General features: G+C 34.8%; 17 protein-coding genes, 4 tRNA genes and 1 pseudogene. 2 read left to right on the top strand and 20 right to left on the bottom strand.

Annotated elements, in window-relative coordinates; translation table 11 throughout:
- Both KZH69_RS05380 and KZH69_RS05375 read left to right on the top strand, forming a co-directional pair.
- Positions 1-180: pseudogene (locus tag KZH69_RS05380) on the top strand (hypothetical protein); the annotation flags it as partial.
- 132 nt (positions 181-312) lie between these two features.
- Positions 313-1,902 (top strand): peptide chain release factor 3, encoded by a 1,590-nt coding sequence (locus KZH69_RS05375; protein WP_219316413.1) that lies wholly within the window; start codon positions 313-315, stop codon positions 1,900-1,902.
- Between the two features lie 87 nt (positions 1,903-1,989).
- On the opposite strand, the gene KZH69_RS05370 is transcribed toward KZH69_RS05375, so the two are convergent.
- The 20 genes from KZH69_RS05370 to KZH69_RS05275 all read right to left on the bottom strand — a co-directional run bounded on the left by KZH69_RS05370 (position 1,990) and on the right by KZH69_RS05275 (position 20,009).
- Positions 1,990-2,349 carry a hypothetical protein gene (locus tag KZH69_RS05370; RefSeq protein WP_219316412.1) on the bottom strand — a complete coding sequence of 120 codons (360 nt, stop codon included), beginning with the start codon at positions 2,347-2,349 and terminating at the stop codon, positions 1,990-1,992.
- Between the two features lie 201 nt (positions 2,350-2,550).
- Entirely contained in the window at positions 2,551-2,862 is a 312-nt protein-coding gene (locus KZH69_RS05365; protein WP_219316411.1) for a DUF3467 domain-containing protein, read from the bottom strand.
- 63 nt (positions 2,863-2,925) lie between these two features.
- Positions 2,926-7,236, bottom strand: a complete 4,311-nt coding sequence (rpoC, locus tag KZH69_RS05360) for a DNA-directed RNA polymerase subunit beta' (RefSeq protein ID WP_219316410.1) — start codon at positions 7,234-7,236, stop codon at positions 2,926-2,928.
- A 235-nt stretch (positions 7,237-7,471) separates the two neighbouring features.
- Positions 7,472-11,284 (bottom strand): DNA-directed RNA polymerase subunit beta, encoded by a 3,813-nt coding sequence (gene rpoB / locus KZH69_RS05355; RefSeq protein WP_219316409.1) that lies wholly within the window; start codon positions 11,282-11,284, stop codon positions 7,472-7,474.
- 269 nt (positions 11,285-11,553) lie between these two features.
- Entirely contained in the window at positions 11,554-11,922 is a 369-nt protein-coding gene (gene rplL, locus KZH69_RS05350; RefSeq protein ID WP_077370834.1) for a 50S ribosomal protein L7/L12, read from the bottom strand.
- A 94-nt stretch (positions 11,923-12,016) separates the two neighbouring features.
- On the bottom strand, positions 12,017-12,517 hold the full coding sequence (rplJ, locus tag KZH69_RS05345; RefSeq protein ID WP_219316408.1) for a 50S ribosomal protein L10: 501 nt from the start codon (positions 12,515-12,517) through the stop codon (positions 12,017-12,019).
- 22 nt (positions 12,518-12,539) lie between these two features.
- Entirely contained in the window at positions 12,540-13,229 is a 690-nt protein-coding gene (rplA, locus tag KZH69_RS05340; RefSeq protein ID WP_072944426.1) for a 50S ribosomal protein L1, read from the bottom strand.
- A 13-nt stretch (positions 13,230-13,242) separates the two neighbouring features.
- A complete protein-coding gene (rplK, locus tag KZH69_RS05335; protein ID WP_035639405.1) occupies positions 13,243-13,680 on the bottom strand; it encodes a 50S ribosomal protein L11 in 438 nt (145 codons plus the stop codon).
- A gap of 66 nt (positions 13,681-13,746) precedes the next feature.
- Positions 13,747-14,298 carry a transcription termination/antitermination protein NusG gene (gene nusG, locus KZH69_RS05330; RefSeq protein ID WP_077370832.1) on the bottom strand — a complete coding sequence of 184 codons (552 nt, stop codon included), beginning with the start codon at positions 14,296-14,298 and terminating at the stop codon, positions 13,747-13,749.
- 9 nt (positions 14,299-14,307) lie between these two features.
- On the bottom strand, positions 14,308-14,505 hold the full coding sequence (secE, locus tag KZH69_RS05325; RefSeq protein ID WP_111411243.1) for a preprotein translocase subunit SecE: 198 nt from the start codon (positions 14,503-14,505) through the stop codon (positions 14,308-14,310).
- 18 nt (positions 14,506-14,523) lie between these two features.
- Positions 14,524-14,594: transfer RNA gene (locus tag KZH69_RS05320), tRNA-Trp, on the bottom strand.
- A 55-nt stretch (positions 14,595-14,649) separates the two neighbouring features.
- On the bottom strand, positions 14,650-15,837 hold the full coding sequence (tuf, locus tag KZH69_RS05315) for an elongation factor Tu (protein WP_111411244.1): 1,188 nt from the start codon (positions 15,835-15,837) through the stop codon (positions 14,650-14,652).
- A 54-nt stretch (positions 15,838-15,891) separates the two neighbouring features.
- A tRNA-Thr gene (locus KZH69_RS05310) sits at positions 15,892-15,963 on the bottom strand.
- Between the two features lie 85 nt (positions 15,964-16,048).
- Positions 16,049-16,129: transfer RNA gene (locus tag KZH69_RS05305), tRNA-Tyr, on the bottom strand.
- 30 nt (positions 16,130-16,159) lie between these two features.
- Positions 16,160-16,233 (bottom strand) — tRNA-Thr (locus KZH69_RS05300).
- A gap of 91 nt (positions 16,234-16,324) precedes the next feature.
- A complete protein-coding gene (hpf, locus tag KZH69_RS05295) occupies positions 16,325-16,627 on the bottom strand; it encodes a ribosome hibernation-promoting factor, HPF/YfiA family (RefSeq protein WP_219316407.1) in 303 nt (100 codons plus the stop codon).
- A 33-nt stretch (positions 16,628-16,660) separates the two neighbouring features.
- Positions 16,661-17,560, bottom strand: a complete 900-nt coding sequence (locus KZH69_RS05290) for a tyrosine-type recombinase/integrase (RefSeq protein ID WP_219316406.1) — start codon at positions 17,558-17,560, stop codon at positions 16,661-16,663.
- 74 nt (positions 17,561-17,634) lie between these two features.
- On the bottom strand, positions 17,635-17,832 hold the full coding sequence (gene rpsU / locus KZH69_RS05285; RefSeq protein WP_100431805.1) for a 30S ribosomal protein S21: 198 nt from the start codon (positions 17,830-17,832) through the stop codon (positions 17,635-17,637).
- Between the two features lie 135 nt (positions 17,833-17,967).
- A complete protein-coding gene (locus tag KZH69_RS05280; RefSeq protein WP_219316427.1) occupies positions 17,968-19,107 on the bottom strand; it encodes an acyl-CoA dehydrogenase family protein in 1,140 nt (379 codons plus the stop codon).
- A 17-nt stretch (positions 19,108-19,124) separates the two neighbouring features.
- Positions 19,125-20,009: a ComEA family DNA-binding protein gene (locus tag KZH69_RS05275; RefSeq protein ID WP_219316405.1), complete on the bottom strand. Its 885-nt coding sequence runs from the start codon at positions 20,007-20,009 to the stop codon at positions 19,125-19,127.
- Between the last annotated feature and the right edge of the window lie 22 nt (positions 20,010-20,031).

Here is a 20,031-nt window from a genome sequence, read left to right as displayed (position 1 = left end):
AAAAACCCATATAACCGTTCTGATTTAAAACGGTATATATGGGCTATAGCTAGATTAGGAGGCTGGAAAGGTTATCTTTCAGAGAGAAAACCTGGCATCACAACCTTTTGGATTGGTCTTCAAAAATTCGCCGCAATTATGCAAGGCTGGATGCTTTTTAGAGATGTGTCCAGACCGTAGCTGTAAAGGGTAGCTTTTTTTATACATTTAAATTCCACCGTAAATTCAAACAATAAAGAACTCTATTATTACAACTATATTTTTCAAATAGCATTTATAAATAGTACTTTTGCAAACTATTGATATAAAAATATGAGTTTTTTAAAAGAAATACAAAGACGACGCACTTTTGGGATTATTTCACATCCCGATGCTGGAAAGACAACACTAACCGAAAAATTACTTCTTTTTGGAGGAGCTATTCAAGAAGCTGGTGCCGTTAAAAATAATAAAATAAAAAAAGGGGCAACGAGCGATTTCATGGAGATTGAACGTCAGAGAGGAATCTCAGTTTCCACTTCTGTTTTAGCCTTTAATTACAAAGAAAAAAAGATAAACATTCTTGACACACCAGGTCACAAGGATTTTGCAGAAGACACTTTTAGAACATTAACAGCTGTAGACAGCGTAATTGTTGTTATTGATGTTGCCAAAGGGGTCGAAGAGCAAACCGAAAAACTGGTTGCCGTATGTAGAATGCGTAAAATCCCAATCATTGTTTTCATCAACAAATTAGACCGAGAAGGAAAAGATGCATTTGACTTGATGGACGAAGTGGAACAAAAACTTGGATTAACAGTTACTCCTCTAAGTTTTCCTATCGGGATGGGATATGACTTCCAAGGCATTTATAATCTTTGGGAACAAAACATCAACTTATTTAGCGGTGATAGTCGCAAAAACATTGAAGAAACAATCGCTTTCTCCGATGTACAAAGTCCTGAGCTGGAAAAAATAATTGGCCAAAAACCTGCCGACCGTTTGCGTGAAGAACTTGAATTAATAGACGAAGTATATCCTAAATTCGACCGACAAGATTATTTGGACGGAAAATTGCAACCAGTCTTTTTTGGATCTGCGTTAAATAATTTTGGAGTTAGAGAACTTCTTGATTGCTTCGTTGCAATCGCACCTTCTCCAAGACCAAAAGATTCCGAAACAAGGCTAGTAGACCCTAAAGAAGAAAAAATGTCTGGGTTTGTATTTAAAATCCATGCGAATATGGATCCAAAACACAGAGACAGATTAGCATTTATAAAAATTGTTTCTGGAACTTTTGAAAGAAACAAACCTTACTACCATGTTCGTCAAAAAAAGAACTTAAAATTCTCAAGCCCAAATGCTTTCTTTGCCGAAAAGAAAGAAATTGTAGATATTTCATATCCTGGAGATATCGTTGGCTTACACGATACCGGGAATTTCAAAATCGGAGACACTTTAACTGAAGGCGAAATCATGAGTTTCAAAGGAATTCCAAGTTTCTCTCCTGAACACTTTAGATACATTAACAATGCTGACCCAATGAAAGCCAAACAGTTAGACAAAGGTGTTGATCAATTGATGGATGAAGGAGTTGCGCAATTATTCACATTAGAGATGAACAATCGAAAAGTGATTGGAACTGTTGGAGCGTTACAATATGAAGTTATTCAATACCGTTTGGAGCACGAATATGGAGCAAAATGCACATACGAAAATTTCCCGGTACACAAAGCTTGTTGGGTAAAACCAGATGACCCTAAAAATGATGAATTCAAAGAATTCAAACGCATCAAACAGAAGTTTTTAGCAAAAGACAAATACAATCAGTTGGTATTCCTTGCAGATTCTGATTTCACTATTCAAATGACACAAAATAAATACCCAAGTGTAAAATTATTTTTTACTTCTGAATTTGATTAAATCAATTATTACAGAAACAAAAAAAGAGGGTGTCTAAAATAGACAACCTCTTTTTTATACATACAAATTAATTTTAACCTATAAATCTTAACAAGACTTAATATTTATCGTTTTTTTTAATAAAGTCTTCAATAGCAATCGATTAGGCTCCCTCCCCGAAGTTATTATACTTTTTTTAGAATATACCCCATCATCCATAAGAGTACTATTCACACCCTCTTTGGTTCCCATGAACCATAATATAAAATTCACATTCGAATTCAACACTCTTACAGGAACATTATCACTAACAATATCATTTCGATTAATTGCTATTTGCTGACAAGGGCCTTCAATATTAGTCTTTTGGGAAAACACAGTACTACTTAAGAAAAAAACAAAGAAAACCACAGTGAAAAATTGTAATCTTTTACTGTGGTTTTGATTTATCTGAATAATTATTTTCATAAATTTATCTTATAAATGATATGGCAAACATTTATAAGCAGCAAAACTAAGTCAATAGCCAAGCAAGAAAAAAAATAGTCGTTGAAATGTATATTTAGTCGTTGAAATGCAATATAACAACTGGAAAATAAGTAAAAAACTCAATTATCAATAATAAAAAAAAAGACTCCTATTCAGGAGTCTTTAATCTTTTTTAAAAAATTAGGCTTGTCCAGTGGGCCCAAAATTAAGAGGGATTTGAGCTTGTTCAACCTCTTTTATTTCTCCATGTGTTTGTTCAAAACGGTGAATATTTTCGCCTATGGCTTTGAGCAATCTTTTAGCATGTTGTGGAGTTAAAACAATTCTTGATTTCACTTTTGCTTTTGGAACACCTGGCATAATACATACAAAATCTAACACAAATTCAGATGAAGAATGATTAATTATAGCCAAATTTGAATAAATTCCTTCAGCTACTTTTTCATCTAATTCAATATTAATCTGTTCTTGCTGTTGTTTAGAATTGCTCATAAAATATATATTTTTTCAATACTCTCTCTCTACAAAAGTAGAGAGAGACATATTGTAAAAGAATTAATAAATGTATTCTTCTTTATTGGCCATCATATCATTATAATCTTCCCTAGAACCTACAATTGCATTGTCATATTCTCTCATACCGGTACCAGCTGGGATTCTATGTCCTACAATTACATTTTCTTTCAATCCTTCTAATAAATCAACTTTACCTGCAACAGCAGCTTCGTTTAATACTTTTGTTGTTTCTTGGAAAGAAGCAGCAGAAATAAATGATTTAGTTTGAAGAGAAGCTCTAGTAATACCTTGCAATACAGGTGTTGCAGTTGCTGTGATTACATCACGTGCAACAACAAGGTTTTTATCTGTACGTTTCAATAATGAATTCTCATCACGCAATTGACGTGGCGTTATGATTTGACCTGGTTTCAAAATACTTGAATCTCCAGCATCTTCTACCACTTTCATTCCATATAAATTATCATTTTGAACGATAAAATCTTTAGTATGAATCAATTGATCCTCTAAGAATAAAGTATCTCCTGGATCTTGAACTCTAACTTTACGCATCATTTGACGTATTACTACTTCAAAGTGCTTGTCGTTGATTTTTACCCCTTGAAGACGGTATACCTCTTGAATTTCATTTACCAAATACTGTTGAACAGCTGCAGGTCCTTGAATTCTCAAAATATCATCTGGAGTAATTGCACCATCGGACAAAGGAACACCAGCTCTTACGAAGTCATTTTCCTGAACTAAAATCTGACTTGATAATTTAACCAAGTATTTTCTAATATCACCAAATTTAGACTCAATAACGATTTCACGGTTACCTCTTTTAATTTTTCCAAAAGAAACAACACCATCAATCTCAGAAACTACAGCTGGGTTTGAAGGATTACGAGCCTCTAACAACTCTGTAATTCTTGGTAAACCTCCTGTAATATCCCCAGACTTAGATGAACGACGTGGAATTTTCACCAAAACTTTACCAGCTTTAATTTTCTCCCCGTTTTCAACCATCAAGTGAGCTCCAACCGGTAAGTTATAAGAACGGATTAACTCTCCTTCTTTACCGTAAACCAATAAAGTTGGTATTAATTTTTTATTTCTTGACTCAGAAATTACTTTTTCTTGGAAACCAGTTTGCTCATCAATCTCAACCATGAACGATTGTCCTTGCTCTAAATCTTCATAAGCAATTTTACCAGTAAACTCAGAAACAATAACTCCATTATATGGATCCCATTTACAAATCACATCTCCTTTGGCAACTGATTGACCATCACCAACAAAAATACTTGAACCGTAAGGAATATTATTGGTACTCAATAAAATACCCGTTTTTTCGTCAATTAATTTCAATTCTGTTGAACGAGAAACTACAATATCAACTGCGTTACCTTCGCTATCTTCACCTTTAACAGTTTTTAAATCTTCAATTTCTAGTTTACCAGCAAAACGAGTAATAATACTAGACTCTTCAGAAATACCCCCTGCAACCCCTCCAACGTGGAAAGTACGTAAAGTCAACTGTGTACCTGGTTCTCCAATAGATTGTGCAGCAATTACACCAACTGCCTCACCTCTTTGAGTCATTTTACCAGTAGCTAAGTTTCTACCATAACATTTAGCACAAATTCCTTTAGTAGCCTCACAAACTAATGGTGAACGTACTTCAACTTTCTCCACTGGAGAAGCTTCGATACCTTTCACTAATGCTTCTGTGATTTGCTGACCAGCATGAACTAATATTTCACTTGTTAAAGGATTAATTACGTCTTGCAATGCAACACGTCCTAAGATTCTTTCACCTAATGATTCAACAATTTCCTCATTTTTCTTCAAAGCAGAAACTTCAATACCTCTAAGAGTACCACAATCCTCAATATTAACAATAACATCTTGAGAAACGTCATGTAATCTTCTAGTTAAGTATCCAGCATCAGCCGTTTTCAAAGCCGTATCCGCAAGTCCTTTACGAGCACCGTGAGTAGAGATAAAGTACTCAAGGATTGAAAGACCTTCCTTAAAGTTAGAAAGAATCGGGTTTTCAATAATTTCACCACCACCAGCAGTCGATTTTTTAGGCTTAGCCATCAAACCACGCATACCAGTTAACTGACGAATTTGTTCTTTGGAACCCCTCGCTCCAGAATCAAGCATCATATACACAGAGTTGAAACCTTGTTGGTCTTCTCTAATGTTTTTCATTGCTAACTCTGTCAATTGAGCATTTGCTGAAGTCCATACGTCAATAACTTGGTTGTAACGCTCGTTATTGGTAATAAGACCCATGTTATAGTTTGCAGAGATACCTTCAACTTGCTCTCTGGCATCTGCAATCAATTTTGGTTTTTGTTCTGGGATTCTAATATCACCAAGAGAGAATGACAATCCTCCTTTGAATGCAAATTTATAACCCATATCTTTCATATTGTCCAAGAAAGCTGCTGTAGTAGGAACATCAGTCGAACTCAATACGTGTCCGATAATATCTCTCAAGTTTTTCTTAGTCAATACATCATTAATATATCCAGCTGCTTCCGGCACTACTTCATTAAATAATACACGTCCAGCAGTTGTTTGGATAATTTGATACACTAATTCTCCAGCTTCATTGAAATCTTTTGCTCTAATTTTCACACGAGCATTCAATTCTAATCTTCCTTCGTTCAATGCAATATTTACTTCTTCAGCAGAATAGAATGTAATTCCTTCTCCTAAAATTTTAAGTTCTGGTGTAGACAAACGCTCTTTGGTCATATAGTAAAGACCAAGTACCATGTCTTGAGAAGGTACCGTGATTGGCGCACCATTTGCAGGGTTCAAGATATTATGAGAAGCCAACATTAACAATTGTGCTTCCAAAATAGCCTCTGGTCCTAATGGTAAGTGAACCGCCATCTGATCCCCATCAAAATCCGCATTAAATGCAGTACAAACTAAAGGGTGCAATTGGATTGCTTTTCCTTCAATTAATTTTGGTTGGAAAGCTTGAATACCTAATCGGTGCAAAGTAGGAGCACGGTTCAATAATACTGGATGTCCTTTGATTACATTTTCAAGAATATCCCAAACAACTGGCTCTTTTTTGTCAATTATTTTCTTAGCAGATTTCACTGTTTTTACAATTCCTCTTTCTATCAATTTACGAATAACAAAAGGTTTGTATAATTCAGCTGCCATATCTTTTGGCAAACCACATTCGAACAATTTCAATTCAGGTCCAACAACAATTACCGAACGAGCAGAATAATCCACACGTTTTCCAAGTAAGTTTTGACGGAAACGTCCTTGCTTACCTTTTAAGGAATCCGATAATGATTTCAAAGGTCTGTTTGATTCTGTTTTTACTGCAGAAGCTTTACGAGTATTATCAAAAAGTGAATCTACAGATTCCTGCAACATACGTTTTTCGTTACGAAGGATTACTTCAGGAGCTTTAATCTCGATTAATCTTTTCAAACGGTTGTTACGGATGATTACACGACGGTATAAATCATTCAAATCTGAAGTTGCAAAACGACCTCCATCAAGAGGCACAAGAGGACGTAATTCTGGTGGAATTACTGGAATCACTTTCATGATCATCCATTCAGGACGATTTTCTCTGTTCAAAGTAGACTCACGGAAAGATTCTACAACTTGCAGCCTCTTTAACGCTTCAGTTTTACGTTGTTTAGATGTTTCGTTATTCGCTTTGTGTCTTAAATCATATGACAATTCGTCAAGATTAATACGAGCCAATAAATCCATAATACACTCTGCTCCCATTTTGGCAACAAATTTATTAGGATCAAAATCATCTAAATATTGATTATCTGCAGGAAGAGTATCTAAAATATTCAAATATTCTTCTTCTGTCAAGAAGTCTAATCTTTGTACCGATTCACCTTCTGCATTTTTAGCAATACCAGCTTGAATTACTACGTATCTTTCGTAGTAAATAATCATATCTAATTTCTTAGATGGAAGACCAAGAATATAACCAATTTTATTAGGAAGTGAACGGAAATACCAGATATGAGCAATTGGCACAACAAGGTTGATGTGTCCTACTCTGTCTCTACGTACTTTTTTCTCTGTAACTTCAACACCACAACGGTCACAGATGATCCCTTTGTAACGAATTCTTTTATATTTACCACAAGCACATTCAAAATCTTTGACAGGTCCAAAAATTCTTTCGCAGAAAAGACCGTCGCGCTCTGGTTTGTGAGTTCTGTAATTGATAGTTTCAGGTTTTAAAACCTCACCTCTTGACTCTTTCAATATTGATTCTGGCGAAGCCAATCCAATTGAAATTTTGTCAAACCTTTTTACAGGATTCTTATCTTTATTATTATTTCTATTATTCATCATAGTTTTTACTATTGATTTATTTGCAATTAAAAATTGATTTTACAGAGACGTAGCAGTGCTACGTTTCTACTCCTCGGATTACTTCTCTAAACTTCAAACAAATTTTGAAGTGCTAGTTATAAATTACTTAAAATTTATAAAAAATCGGAACGGTTTACGGGTCTAAATCCTAAAAACTCTTATAAATGAGTAATCAGTCTCGAAAAAATCGGACTGATTACTACTAAACTTTTATTTATTCTTCTAAACGAATATCAAGTCCAAGACCTTTCAATTCATGCATTAATACATTGAATGACTCAGGTAATCCTGGTTCTGGCATAGACTCTCCTTTTACGATTGCCTCGTAAGTTTTGGCTCTACCTATAACATCATCAGATTTAACAGTCAAGATTTCACGAAGAGTACTTGATGCTCCATAAGCTTCAAGTGCCCAAACCTCCATCTCTCCAAAACGCTGACCTCCAAATTGAGCTTTACCTCCAAGTGGTTGTTGTGTAATCAACGAGTATGGACCGATAGAACGTGCGTGCATCTTATCATCAACCATGTGACCTAATTTTAACATATAGATAACTCCTACGGTTGCAGCTTGATGGAAACGCTCTCCAGTACCACCATCGTAAAGATGTGTATGTCCAAAACGTGGTACTCCAGCTTCGTCAGTCAATTCATTGATTTGATCAAGAGTTGCTCCGTCAAAAATTGGTGTAGCAAATTTTCTACCCAAATTCATACCAGCCCAACCTAATACCGTTTCATAAATTTGTCCAATGTTCATACGTGAAGGTACCCCAAGTGGGTTCAACACGATATCAACTGGTGTTCCGTCTTCAAGGAAAGGCATATCTTCATGACGAACAATACGAGCTACAATACCTTTGTTACCGTGACGTCCCGCCATTTTATCCCCTACTTTCAACTTACGTTTTTTAGCAATATATACTTTAGCTAATTTCAAAATCCCTGATGGTAATTCATCCCCAACAGTAATTGTAAATTTCTCTCTACGTAGCGCACCTTGTAAGTCGTTCAATTTAATTTTATAGTTATGAATTAAATCATTAACCATTTTATTAGTCACATCATCAGCAACCCATTGACCTTTACTTAAGTGAGCAAAATCTTCAACAGCATAAAGCATTTTTTGAGTATATTTTTTACCTTTTGGTAAAACTTCTTCACCCAAATCATTCATTACACCTTGAGACGTTTTTCCGTTTACAATATTGAAAAGTTTCTCAATCAATTTATCTTTAAGCTCAACAAACTTAACTTCAAACTCCATTTCAAGTGCTCCCAAAGCATCCTTGTCTTGAGTACGTTTACGTTTGTCTTTTACTGCTCTTGCAAATAATTTTTTATCTAAAACCACACCGTGCAAAGAAGGAGAAGCTTTCAATGAAGCATCTTTTACATCACCCGCTTTATCCCCGAAGATTGCACGAAGCAATTTCTCTTCTGGAGTAGGATCTGATTCTCCTTTTGGAGTAATTTTACCGATAAGAATGTCACCAGGTTTAACCTCGGCACCAATTCTGATCATACCGTTTTCATCTAAATCTTTAGTAGCTTCTTCTGAAACGTTTGGTATGTCATTCGTTAACTCTTCATTACCTAATTTAGTATCTCTAACTTCTAATGAATAATCATCAACGTGAATAGAGGTAAAGATATCGTCACGAACCACTTTTTCAGAAATTACAATCGCATCCTCGAAGTTGTATCCTTTCCATGGCATAAATGCAACTTTAAGGTTTCTACCTAAAGCTAATTCACCATTTTGAGTAGCATATCCTTCAGATAATACTTGACCAGGAATCACTCTATCCCCTTTTCTTACGATAGGTTTAAGGTTGATACTTGTTCCTTGATTGGTTTTTCTAAATTTAATTAAATTGTATGTTTTATCATCTGATTCAAAACTTACCATTCTTTCTTCTTCAGAACGATCGTATTTGATAGTGATAATATTAGCATCAACGTATTCTACAACTCCATTTCCTTCAGCGTTAATTAAAACTCTAGAATCTGAAGCCACTTGACGCTCTAAACCAGTTCCAACGATTGGTGCTTCAGGACGAATTAATGGTACGGCCTGACGCATCATGTTAGATCCCATCAAGGCTCTATTCGCATCATCATGCTCCAAGAAAGGAATCAAAGATGCAGAAATCGAAGCAATTTGGTTTGGCGCAACGTCTGTATAATGTACTTGAGCAGGGTCAATTACAGGGAAATCACCTTCTTGACGCGCAATTACGTTTTCGGCAGTGATTTTACCTGTAGCATCCATTTTAATGTTTGCTTGAGCAATCAACATTCCTTCTTCTTCTTCAGCACTCAAGTATATTGGAGTAGACTCTAAATCTACAACTCCATTAGTTACTTTACGGTAAGGTGTTTCAATGAAACCCATTCCGTTTACTTTAGCATAAACTCCAAGAGATGAAATCAAACCAATGTTTGGTCCCTCAGGAGTTTCAATTGGACATAAACGTCCGTAGTGCGTATAGTGAACGTCACGAACCTCAAATCCAGCTCTTTCTCTCGAAAGTCCACCTGGTCCAAGTGCAGATAATCTTCTTTTGTGCGTAATCTCAGCTAATGGATTCGTTTGATCCATAAATTGAGACAACTGGTTTGTTCCAAAGAAAGAGTTGATAACAGATGATAATGTTTTAGCATTGATCAAATCTATTGGTGTAAACACCTCGTTATCTCTAACGTTCATACGCTCTCTGATGGTTCTAGCCATACGTGCTAAACCAACTCCGAATTGTTGAGACAATTGTTCTCCAACTGTTCTAACACGACGGTTTGATAAGTGATCAATATCATCAATCTCAGCTTTAGAGTTAATCAATTCGATCAAATATTTAACGATAGTAATGATATCTTCTTTGGTAAGCACTTGCTTTTCCATTGGAGTATCAAGACCAAGTTTTTTATTTATTCTATAACGACCTACTTCACCTAAGTTGTAACGTTGATCAGAGAAGAATAATTTATCTATAATACCACGAGCAGTTTCTTCATCAGGCGGTTCTGCGTTACGCAATTGTCTGTAGATATGCTCAACAGCTTCTTTTTCAGAGTTTGTTGGATCTTTTTGTAATGTATTATGAATGATAGAATAATCAACTAGATTATTATCTTCTTTATGCAACAAAATAGATTTAACGTTTGAATCAATGATTTCTTCCACATTATCTTTATCGATAATGGTATCTCTATCAAGGATTATTTCGTTACGTTCAATAGAAACAACTTCGCCGGTATCTTCATCAACGAAATCTTCATGCCATGTGTTCAAAACACGAGCAGCTAATTTTCTACCAATATATTTTTTAAGTCCTGTTTTAGAAACTTTAATTTCTTCAGCTAGGTCAAAAATCTCAAGGATATCCTTGTCTCTTTCGAAACCAATTGCTCGGAATAAAGTTGTAACAGGTAATTTCTTCTTTCTATCAATATAAGCATACATAACGCTATTGATATCTGTAGAAAATTCTATCCAAGATCCTTTAAAAGGGATAACTCTCGCAGAATATAATTTTGTTCCATTTGCATGGAATGACTGTCCAAAGAAAACACCAGGAGAACGGTGTAATTGTGAAACCACAACCCGCTCAGCTCCATTGATAACAAAAGTACCACTTGGTGTCATATAAGGTATTGTTCCAAGATATACATCTTGCACAATAGTTTCAAAATCTTCGTGTTCCGGATCGGTACAATATAGTTTCAACCTTGCTTTTAAAGGCACACTATAAGTAAGACCTCTTTCTATACATTCTTGAATAGTGTAACGTGGTGGATCTACAAAGTAATCTAGGAATTCCAATACAAAGTTATTTCTTGTATCTGTAATTGGAAAGTTTTCCATGAAGGTGTTGTATAACCCTTCGTCGCCTCTTTCGTCTGATTTAGTTTCTAATTGAAAAAAATCTTTAAACGATTTTACCTGAACATCTAGAAAATCTGGATAGTCAGGAATATTTTTTGTAGAGGCAAAATTCAATCTTTCAGTCTGATTTGTTATCATCAATGGACAAAATTTTGATTAAAAAAAAGTAGTTTTTTGTGCAAAAACACAATGTTTAATTGATACCTTTCTTTTTATAATCAATACATCTTTAAAAATGAATAGGTAAAATTCAGTTCAATTTTTTTTCTTCGTATTGATCAAAAACTTTTTCGTATTTTAAACTATTATTATAATAAAACTTGTTATAATTTTATTATACGAAAAATGGTTTAGGTCATTGAGTGACTAAACTCAAGACCTAAACCGAATTCTAAACTATGTAAGAGTTATTTTAACTCAACAACAGCTCCAGCTTCTTCTAAAGATTTTTTAAGACCTTCAGCCTCTTCTTTAGTTACACCTTCTTTAACGTTACTTGGAGCGCTATCAACTACATCTTTAGCTTCTTTCAAACCTAAACCTGTAAGTTCTTTAACCAATTTTACTACAGCTAATTTAGAAGCACCAGCTTCTTTCAATACAACTGTAAATTCTGTTTGAGCTTCTTCAGCAGCAGCTTCTCCACCACCTGAAACTACTACAGCTGCAGCAGCTGGTTCGATTCCGTACTCATCTTTTAATATTGTTGCTAATTCGTTAACTTCTTTTACAGTTAAATTAACTAATTGTTCTGCGAATTGTTTCAAATCTGCCATTTTTTCTATCGTTTTAAAATGATTTGTAAAAATATAATTTATTTATTGTGCGCTATTTTAAGTAATAAGGAAATAAAATTCCCTATTTTGAGTATTATGCTTCAACCTCTTCGCTACCTGCGAATTGATTTTGTAAAGCAGAAATAACTCTTTGAGCTGGTGATTGCAATAATCCAATGATTTCGCCGATAAGCTCTTCTTTAGATTTAATAGTAGCTAATGCTTCTAATTGGTTATCACCAATATAAATTTCAGAATTGATATAAGCTCCTTTTAATACAGGCTTATCCGATTTTTTTCTGAAATCTTTAATGATTTTTCCTGGTGCATTTGCAACATCCGCAATAAAGATTGCAGAATTTCCAGCCAATACAGTTGGTAAATCACCAAAATCTTTATCAGAAGCTTCCATTGCTTTTGCAAGCAAAGTATTTTTAACTACTTCTAATTTTATACCTGCTTTAAAGCAAGCTCTTCTCAAGTTTGAAGTAGTTTCTGCGTTCAGTCCAGAAATATCAGATACATAAACAATATTTGTACCAGCTAACTGCGCAGTTAAATCTTCAATCGCGATTGATTTTTCTTCTCTAGTCATACTAAAAATTATTAACTACCAATTATACTGCTTTAGGGTCCAATGCAATTGCAGGACTCATAGTGCTTGTAAGGTGAATACCTTTAATGTAGGTACCTTTAGCAGCAGTTGGTTTAAGTTTGATTAATGTTTGAATAATTTCGTGTGCATTGTCATAAATTTGCTCAGCTCCAAAAGAAACTTTACCAATTCCTGCATGTACAATACCAGTTTTATCAACTTTAAAGTCAATTTTACCAGCTTTTACCTCTGCAACAGCCTTTGCAACATCCATAGTTACAGTACCTGTTTTAGGGTTAGGCATTAAACCTCTAGGTCCTAAAATACGACCTAATGGACCTAATTTACCCATTACAGCAGGCATAGTGATGATAACATCAACATCTGTCCAACCGTCTTTAATTTTTTGTAAATAATCGTCAAGACCTACATAGTCTGCACCAGCTGCTAAAGCTTCCGCTTCTTTATCTGGAGTAACCAATGCTAATACTTTAACATCTTTACCTGTACCGTGAGGTAAAGTAACTACACCTCTCACCATTTGATTCGCTTTTCTTGGATCTACACCCAATCTAACAGCGATATCAACAGACTCATCAAATTTTGCAGAAGCAATAACTTTAATCAATGCAGCAGCATCTTTCAAAGAGTATAATTTGTTCTTTTCAATTTTTGAAGCAGCCTCTTTTTGCTTTTTTGTCAATTTTGCCATGTCTTTCTCTTAATTAAAAAGGAGAATCTCCTGATACAGTTATACCCATAGATCTAGCTGTTCCAGCAATCATGCTCATAGCAGATTCGATTGTGAATGCATTTAAATCTACCATTTTATCTTCAGCAATTGCTTTGATAACATCCCAAGTAACGCTAGCTACTTTTTTACGATTTGGTTCACCTGATCCGGACTTTAGCTTTGCAGCTTCCAATAACTGGACAGCCGCCGGAGGAGTTTTTACAACAAAATCAAATGATTTGTCTTTATACACAGTAATTTGTACTGGGCATATTTTGCCGGGTTTATCTTGTGTTCTAGCATTAAATTGCTTACAGAACTCCATGATGTTTACCCCAGCAGCTCCTAAAGCAGGTCCAACCGGTGGCGACGGGTTCGCAGCACCTCCCTTAACTTGTAGTTTAACTACCTTACTAATTTCTTTAGCCATTTTTAAAAAATTTAACACGACAATCATTGGAAGCGATTGCAGTGGATATTATAGATGTAACAAAAATTATACTTTTTCAACTTGCATAAAACTCAATTCCAAAGGTGTTTTTCTTCCGAAAATTTTCACCATTACCTCAAGTTTACGCTTTTCTTCATTTATTTTTTCAACCGTACCATTAAACCCATTAAAAGGACCATCGATCACTTTAATAGTTTCACCTAAATTGAAAGGAATAGAACGAGTATCTGTATTAACAGCCAACTCATCAACTTTACCTAGCATTCTATTTACCTCAGACATTCTTAATGGAACTGGCTCTCCGCCTTTAGTTTCCCCTAAGAATCCGATAACACTTGTAATAGACTTAATAATATGAGGAATTTCTCCAACTAAATTGGCTTCCAACATAACATATCCTGGAAAATAAACTTTATCTTTTGATAATTTTTTACCTTCTTTTACAGTAACTACTTTTTCAGTAGGCACAAGAACTTGCGAAACATAATCACTCATACCCAAACGAGCTATTTCCGTTTCGATATAAGCTTTTACTTTATTTTCTTGTCCGCTTACTGCACGAACGACATACCACTTTTTTATATTATTATCTGCCATTACAAAAAATTATGCTTTTATCCAGTTAAAAAACACAGCTAATGCTTTTGCAAATACCTCATCTACTCCCCATGTTGCTAAAGCGAATACCACTGAAAATACAGCAACAACGATCGTAAGACGTTGCACTTCAGCCCAAGCTGGCCAAGTTACATTTGATTTTAATTCTTCAAATGATTCTGATATGTAATTAACAACTTTTGTCATAGTGATTAGTTTATTTTGCACGGGCGGAGGGATTCGAACCCCCATCAACGGTTTTGGAGACCGCTATTCTACCCTTGAACTACGCCCGTAGTTAATAAAAACCAGTGTCGTCAAAACGACACTGGTTTTGGTATTTATATAGTATTAAGCTACAATTTCAGTTACCTGACCTGCACCTACAGTTCTACCACCTTCACGGATAGCAAAACGTAAACCTACGCTCATTGCGATTGGGCTTAACAAAGTAACATTGATTGTTAAGTTGTCTCCTGGCATTACCATCTCTACACCTTCTGGTAAAGTAATAACTCCTGTTACGTCAGTTGTACGTACGTAGAACTGTGGACGGTAGTTATTATGGAATGGAGTGTGACGTCCTCCTTCTTCTTTTTTCAAGATATAAACCTCAGCTTTGAAAGTAGCGTGTGGTTTTACTGATCCTGGCTTAATGATAACCATTCCTCTTTTGATAGATTCTTTATCAATACCTCTCAACAACAAACCTACGTTATCTCCTGCTTCACCTCTATCAAGGATTTTACGGAACATCTCAACTCCTGTAATAGTAGAAGTTAATTTTTCAGCTCCCATACCAATGATTTCAACAGCATCTCCTGTATTAGCAATACCAGTTTCGATACGACCTGTAGCAACAGTTCCACGACCTGTAATTGTAAATACATCTTCAACTGGCATTAAGAATGGCTTTTCAGTATCACGTACTGGCTCTTCAATCCAGCTATCAACAGCTTCCATCAATTCAAGAATTTTTGGTACCCAAGCCGGATCATTATTCAATCCTCCAAGAGCAGACCCTTGAATAACTGGACAATTATCTCCATCATATTCATAGAAAGACAATAAGTCTCTGATTTCCATTTCAACTAATTCCAATAATTCAGCATCATCAACCATATCCACTTTATTCATGAATACTACCATTCTAGGAATACCTACTTGACGACCTAAAAGGATGTGCTCACGTGTTTGTGGCATTGGTCCATCAGTTGCAGCTACAACAAGGATAGCACCGTCCATTTGAGCAGCACCAGTAACCATGTTTTTTACGTAATCCGCGTGACCAGGACAGTCAACGTGTGCGTAGTGACGGTTAGCAGTTTCATACTCAACGTGTGATGTATTAATTGTAATACCTCTTTCTTTTTCTTCAGGAGCATTATCAATTTGATCAAATGATTTTGCTTGACAGTAACCAGCATCAGATAACACTTTTGTGATTGCTGCTGTTAAAGTAGTTTTACCGTGATCTACGTGTCCGATCGTACCAATATTTAAGTGTGGTTTCGAACGGTTAAAGGTTTCTTTTGCCATTTTACTTAATTTTTAATCTAGTTTATATATTTATTTCAATTTCCTACTTACTTGAGCCAACTACGGGAATTGAACCCGTGACCTCTTCCTTACCAAGGAAGCACTCTACCTCTGAGCTAAGTCGGCAGAATCCTTGATTAAAGAGATTAGATTTCTAATTTTAGATTTTTCAATCTACAATCTTAAACCTTCAATCTAAAATTAATTCTTGTGGGGAGAGCAGGATTCGAACCTGCGAAGTTCACACAGCAGATTTACAGTCTGCCCTCGTTGGCCGCTTGAGTATCTCCCCAACTTTTTTTATTAAAACTTTCGCCTTTTGAGCCGGCGGAGGGACTCGAACCCACGACCTGCTGATTACAAATCAGCTGCTCTAGCCAACTGAGCTACGCTGGCAATATCAATAAAAAAAGTCCGCTATTTCTAACGGACTGCAAATGTAGAGATTTTATCTTTTAATCAAAACATTTTTTGAAAAAAATTTTAATTAAATATGTGTTCTTAACTTTTCTTTACGCTTTACCAGTAATCGCTCTAGAGATTCCGCTGCTTGTTCGACTGCTTCCTCGAAGGATTTGCACTGTTTTTTAACCAAAAAATCATCTCCCGGAACATTAATCTTTATTTCGACAATTTTATTTTCCTTTTCACTTGTCTTTTCTACTTTCATAAAAACATCCGAAGAGACTACTCTGTCATAATATTTTTCCAATTTATCCATTCTCTCTTGAACGAAATCCACTAGTTTTTTGTCAACAGTAAAGTTAACTGCATGAACATTTACCTTCATAATCAATCTTTTTAATGGTTAAACATTTCAGAATTATTTTTTATTTCTAGGATGCGCCTCTTGATATACTTTTTTGAGTTCAGACAAACTGCTATGTGTATACACCTGTGTAGAAGCCAAACTCGAATGTCCCAACAATTCTTTAACTGAATTTAAATCAGCTCCGTTATTTAATAAGTGAGTCGCAAACGTATGTCTTAATATATGAGGACTTTTTTTTACCTTCTCGGAGACAGCACTAAAGTATGAATTTATTAAACGATACACAAAAGAATCACTCAATTTTAACCCTTTTTTTGTTAGAAATAAATAATCCCCATCCACTATTGTTCCCAATAAGGAACGCTCCTTAATATACAACAATAACTGCTCCATTACTATAGGCAAAATTGGAAGAATGCGTTCTTTATTTCTTTTTCCCAAGACTTTCAAAGTGTTATTTACCAAATTAACATTTGAACATTTTATATGAATCAGCTCTGTCCTTCGTATTCCCGAAGTATAAAACAACTCCACTATGAGCTTATCTCTCACTTCTTGAAATCCTTCAGAATGTAAATTTTGAGACAACGCATCGACTAACTCTTTCTCCGAAAAAGGTATTTGAAGTTTTTTTTCTGTCTTTAAAGCCTTATGCTTCAACAACGGATTAATTTGAATTTGCTTTATTTTTAAAAGAAATCTATAAAAAGCTTTTAAGGAAGCTATCTTTCTATTTACTGTACTATTTGATACACCATCTTCTACAAGCGAAACAATCCAACTTCTAATTTGATTGTAATTTACCTGTTCGATAGCATCTTGTTCAAAACACTGCTTATTAAATGACTCAAAGTAAGTTATATCATTTAAATAAGCATTTATGGTATGTGGAGAATATTTTTTTTCAAATTGCAGATAATCTCTAAATGCATCTTTATTATTTGTAGCCATAAAAAAAACCGTTAGCATCAAAGTTAAGAAACTTTAATTACTAACGGTAATTTATTTTAAAATGCAGTGATGTATTAGATGTTCTCGATACTATCTCTCATATTTTGAATATAAGCTGCTTTTTGGAATTTCATTCTATTGATAACTGATGGCTTTATAAAAGCAGTACGTGCTCTTAATTGTCTTACAGTTCCAGTTTTATCGAATTTTCTTTTGTAGCGCTTAAGTGCTCTATCGATATTTTCTCCGTCTTTAATTGGTATAATTAACATAATTTTATCACCCCCTTTCGTTAAGTGCGCAAAAGTAAACATTATTTTGTATTTGAAGCAATTTATTTTTATTTTTTTTTGAAATAATTTACACCTTCAACCAAGATAGAAACCTATACTATGACGACCAAAAATCTATTTCAACAAATTTCTGGAAATTACAAGTTTTTGAATTTCGGTAGTTCCTTCCCCAATGGTACATAATTTTGAATCTCTATAGAATTTTTCTACTGGATAATCTTTGGTGTACCCATAACCTCCATGTATTTGAACCGCATCATTGGCTACTTTGACACAAACCTCTGATGAGTACATTTTAGCCATTGCTCCCAATGTAGTTACGGGTCTGTGTTTTTCTTTAAGGAAAGCCGCTTTGTGCAATAACAATTCGGATGCTTCGATTTCCGTAGCCATATCGGCTAATTTAAAAGAGATTCCCTGAAACTCACAAATAGGCTGTCCAAACTGATGTCTTTCCTGCGAATATTTCAAGGCAGCTTCATAGGCACCTTTTGCAATACCTAATGACAATGCTCCGATGGAAATTCTTCCGCCATCAAGAATTTTCATGGCTTGAATAAATCCTTGCCCAACTTCGCCTAATCTATTGGCATCTGGAATACGGCAATTGTCGAAAATCAATTCGGCCGTTTCGCTTGCTCGCATTCCTAATTTATTTTCTTTTTTTCCTGATGTAAATCCAGGCATCCCTTTTTCGAAAACAAAAGCCGTCATTCCTTTTGAATCACCTTTTTCACCTGTACGTACAATTACCACCGCAACATCACCTGAAATGGCGTGAGTAATAAAGTTTTTGGCTCCATTCACTACCCAAAAATCACCGTCACGTACCGCAGTTGTATTCATTCCGCCTGCATCGGATCCTGTATTGTGTTCCGTCAAGCCCCAAGCACCAATATGTTCGGCGGTTGCTAGTTTCGGAATCCATTTTTTCTTTTGCTCTTCGTTTCCAAAAGTAAGAATATGATTGGTACATAGTGAATTGTGTGCCGCAACAGACAATCCTATAGAAGGATCGACTTTTGAAATCTCTTCAACTACTGTAATGTATTCGTGATAACCCAATCCTGAGCCTCCTAATTCAGTTGGAACCAGAACTCCCATGAATCCCATTTCACCTAGTTTTTTGAAAAGTGGAATTGGAAAAGTTTGAGCTTCATCCCACTCCATTATAAAAGGTCTTATATTTTTTTCGGCAAAATCCCTTATAGATTGCGCTATCAAAGATTGTGTTTCGTTGTAATCAAAATTCATCATAAATGTCTTTTATATTAAAAGTCCAAATATAAGGCAATAAAATTTGCTTTTTCAACAGGAAAGCTGTTAATTTTTATCAAATCCTCAATATTTTTAAAATCGCCATTCATACTTCTATATTTTACAATTTGTCTTGCTAGGTCGTATTTGAAATAAAAAAACTGAGAAAGCTCCTTTATAGACGCATTATTGACATCAATTTTATTCAAATTTGGAAGTTTTGCTATCTTAAAATGAGTATTTAAATTCAGAATTACTTCTGGAGACAAACCCCAAACATCTTTAAGCTGCTCCATAGAGACAAATCCTCCTAATTTTTCTTTTTGAGTTAAAATCCTAAGTGAAATCGCTTCTCCTATTCCATTTATTTTAATTAAATCTTCTTTCGTGGCTTGATTAATATCGATTAAAGCTATTTTCTCTTTTTTTGCGAAAGCCGAATTCTGATCATATTTATACTCCTTGAACTTTTTTTTATTATTCACCCAATCAGGGAATTTAAAAAATGGAGAAATTACATTCAATAATGAATCTGATACTTTTGTTACGTCTTGAAACTCTTTGGCAGAATTAACAAACTTATTCTCTTTTCTAAAAGCGAGAAGTCGATCAATTTCCTGAATAGACATCCCGAGTTTGTATCCTTTATAATCCGAAATAAAATTGGGATTGAAAGGGAAGATTTTAGGTTTATAATTTTGACGCTGCAATTTTTCAGCATCTATTTCCGATTGAAATGTCAGCCATTTTTGCTTCTCAGGATATTCTTTTTCAGTTTCATTAAAATCAACAAAAAAATAAATCAATTGAAGAACAATTATAATCCCAAACAAGACAACAATTCCTGCTCGCTGCTCACGTGAAAATTTAAAATAATCTTTGATCGTATTGAAAGTCATAGGCAAAATTGCATGCTTTTGA

This window comes from Flavobacterium taihuense (genome assembly GCF_019351435.1).
Taxonomy (GTDB): Bacteria; Bacteroidota; Bacteroidia; order Flavobacteriales; family Flavobacteriaceae; genus Flavobacterium; species Flavobacterium taihuense.
Note: the sequence above shows the minus strand (reverse complement) of the source record. Positions and strands in the feature narration are given on the sequence as shown.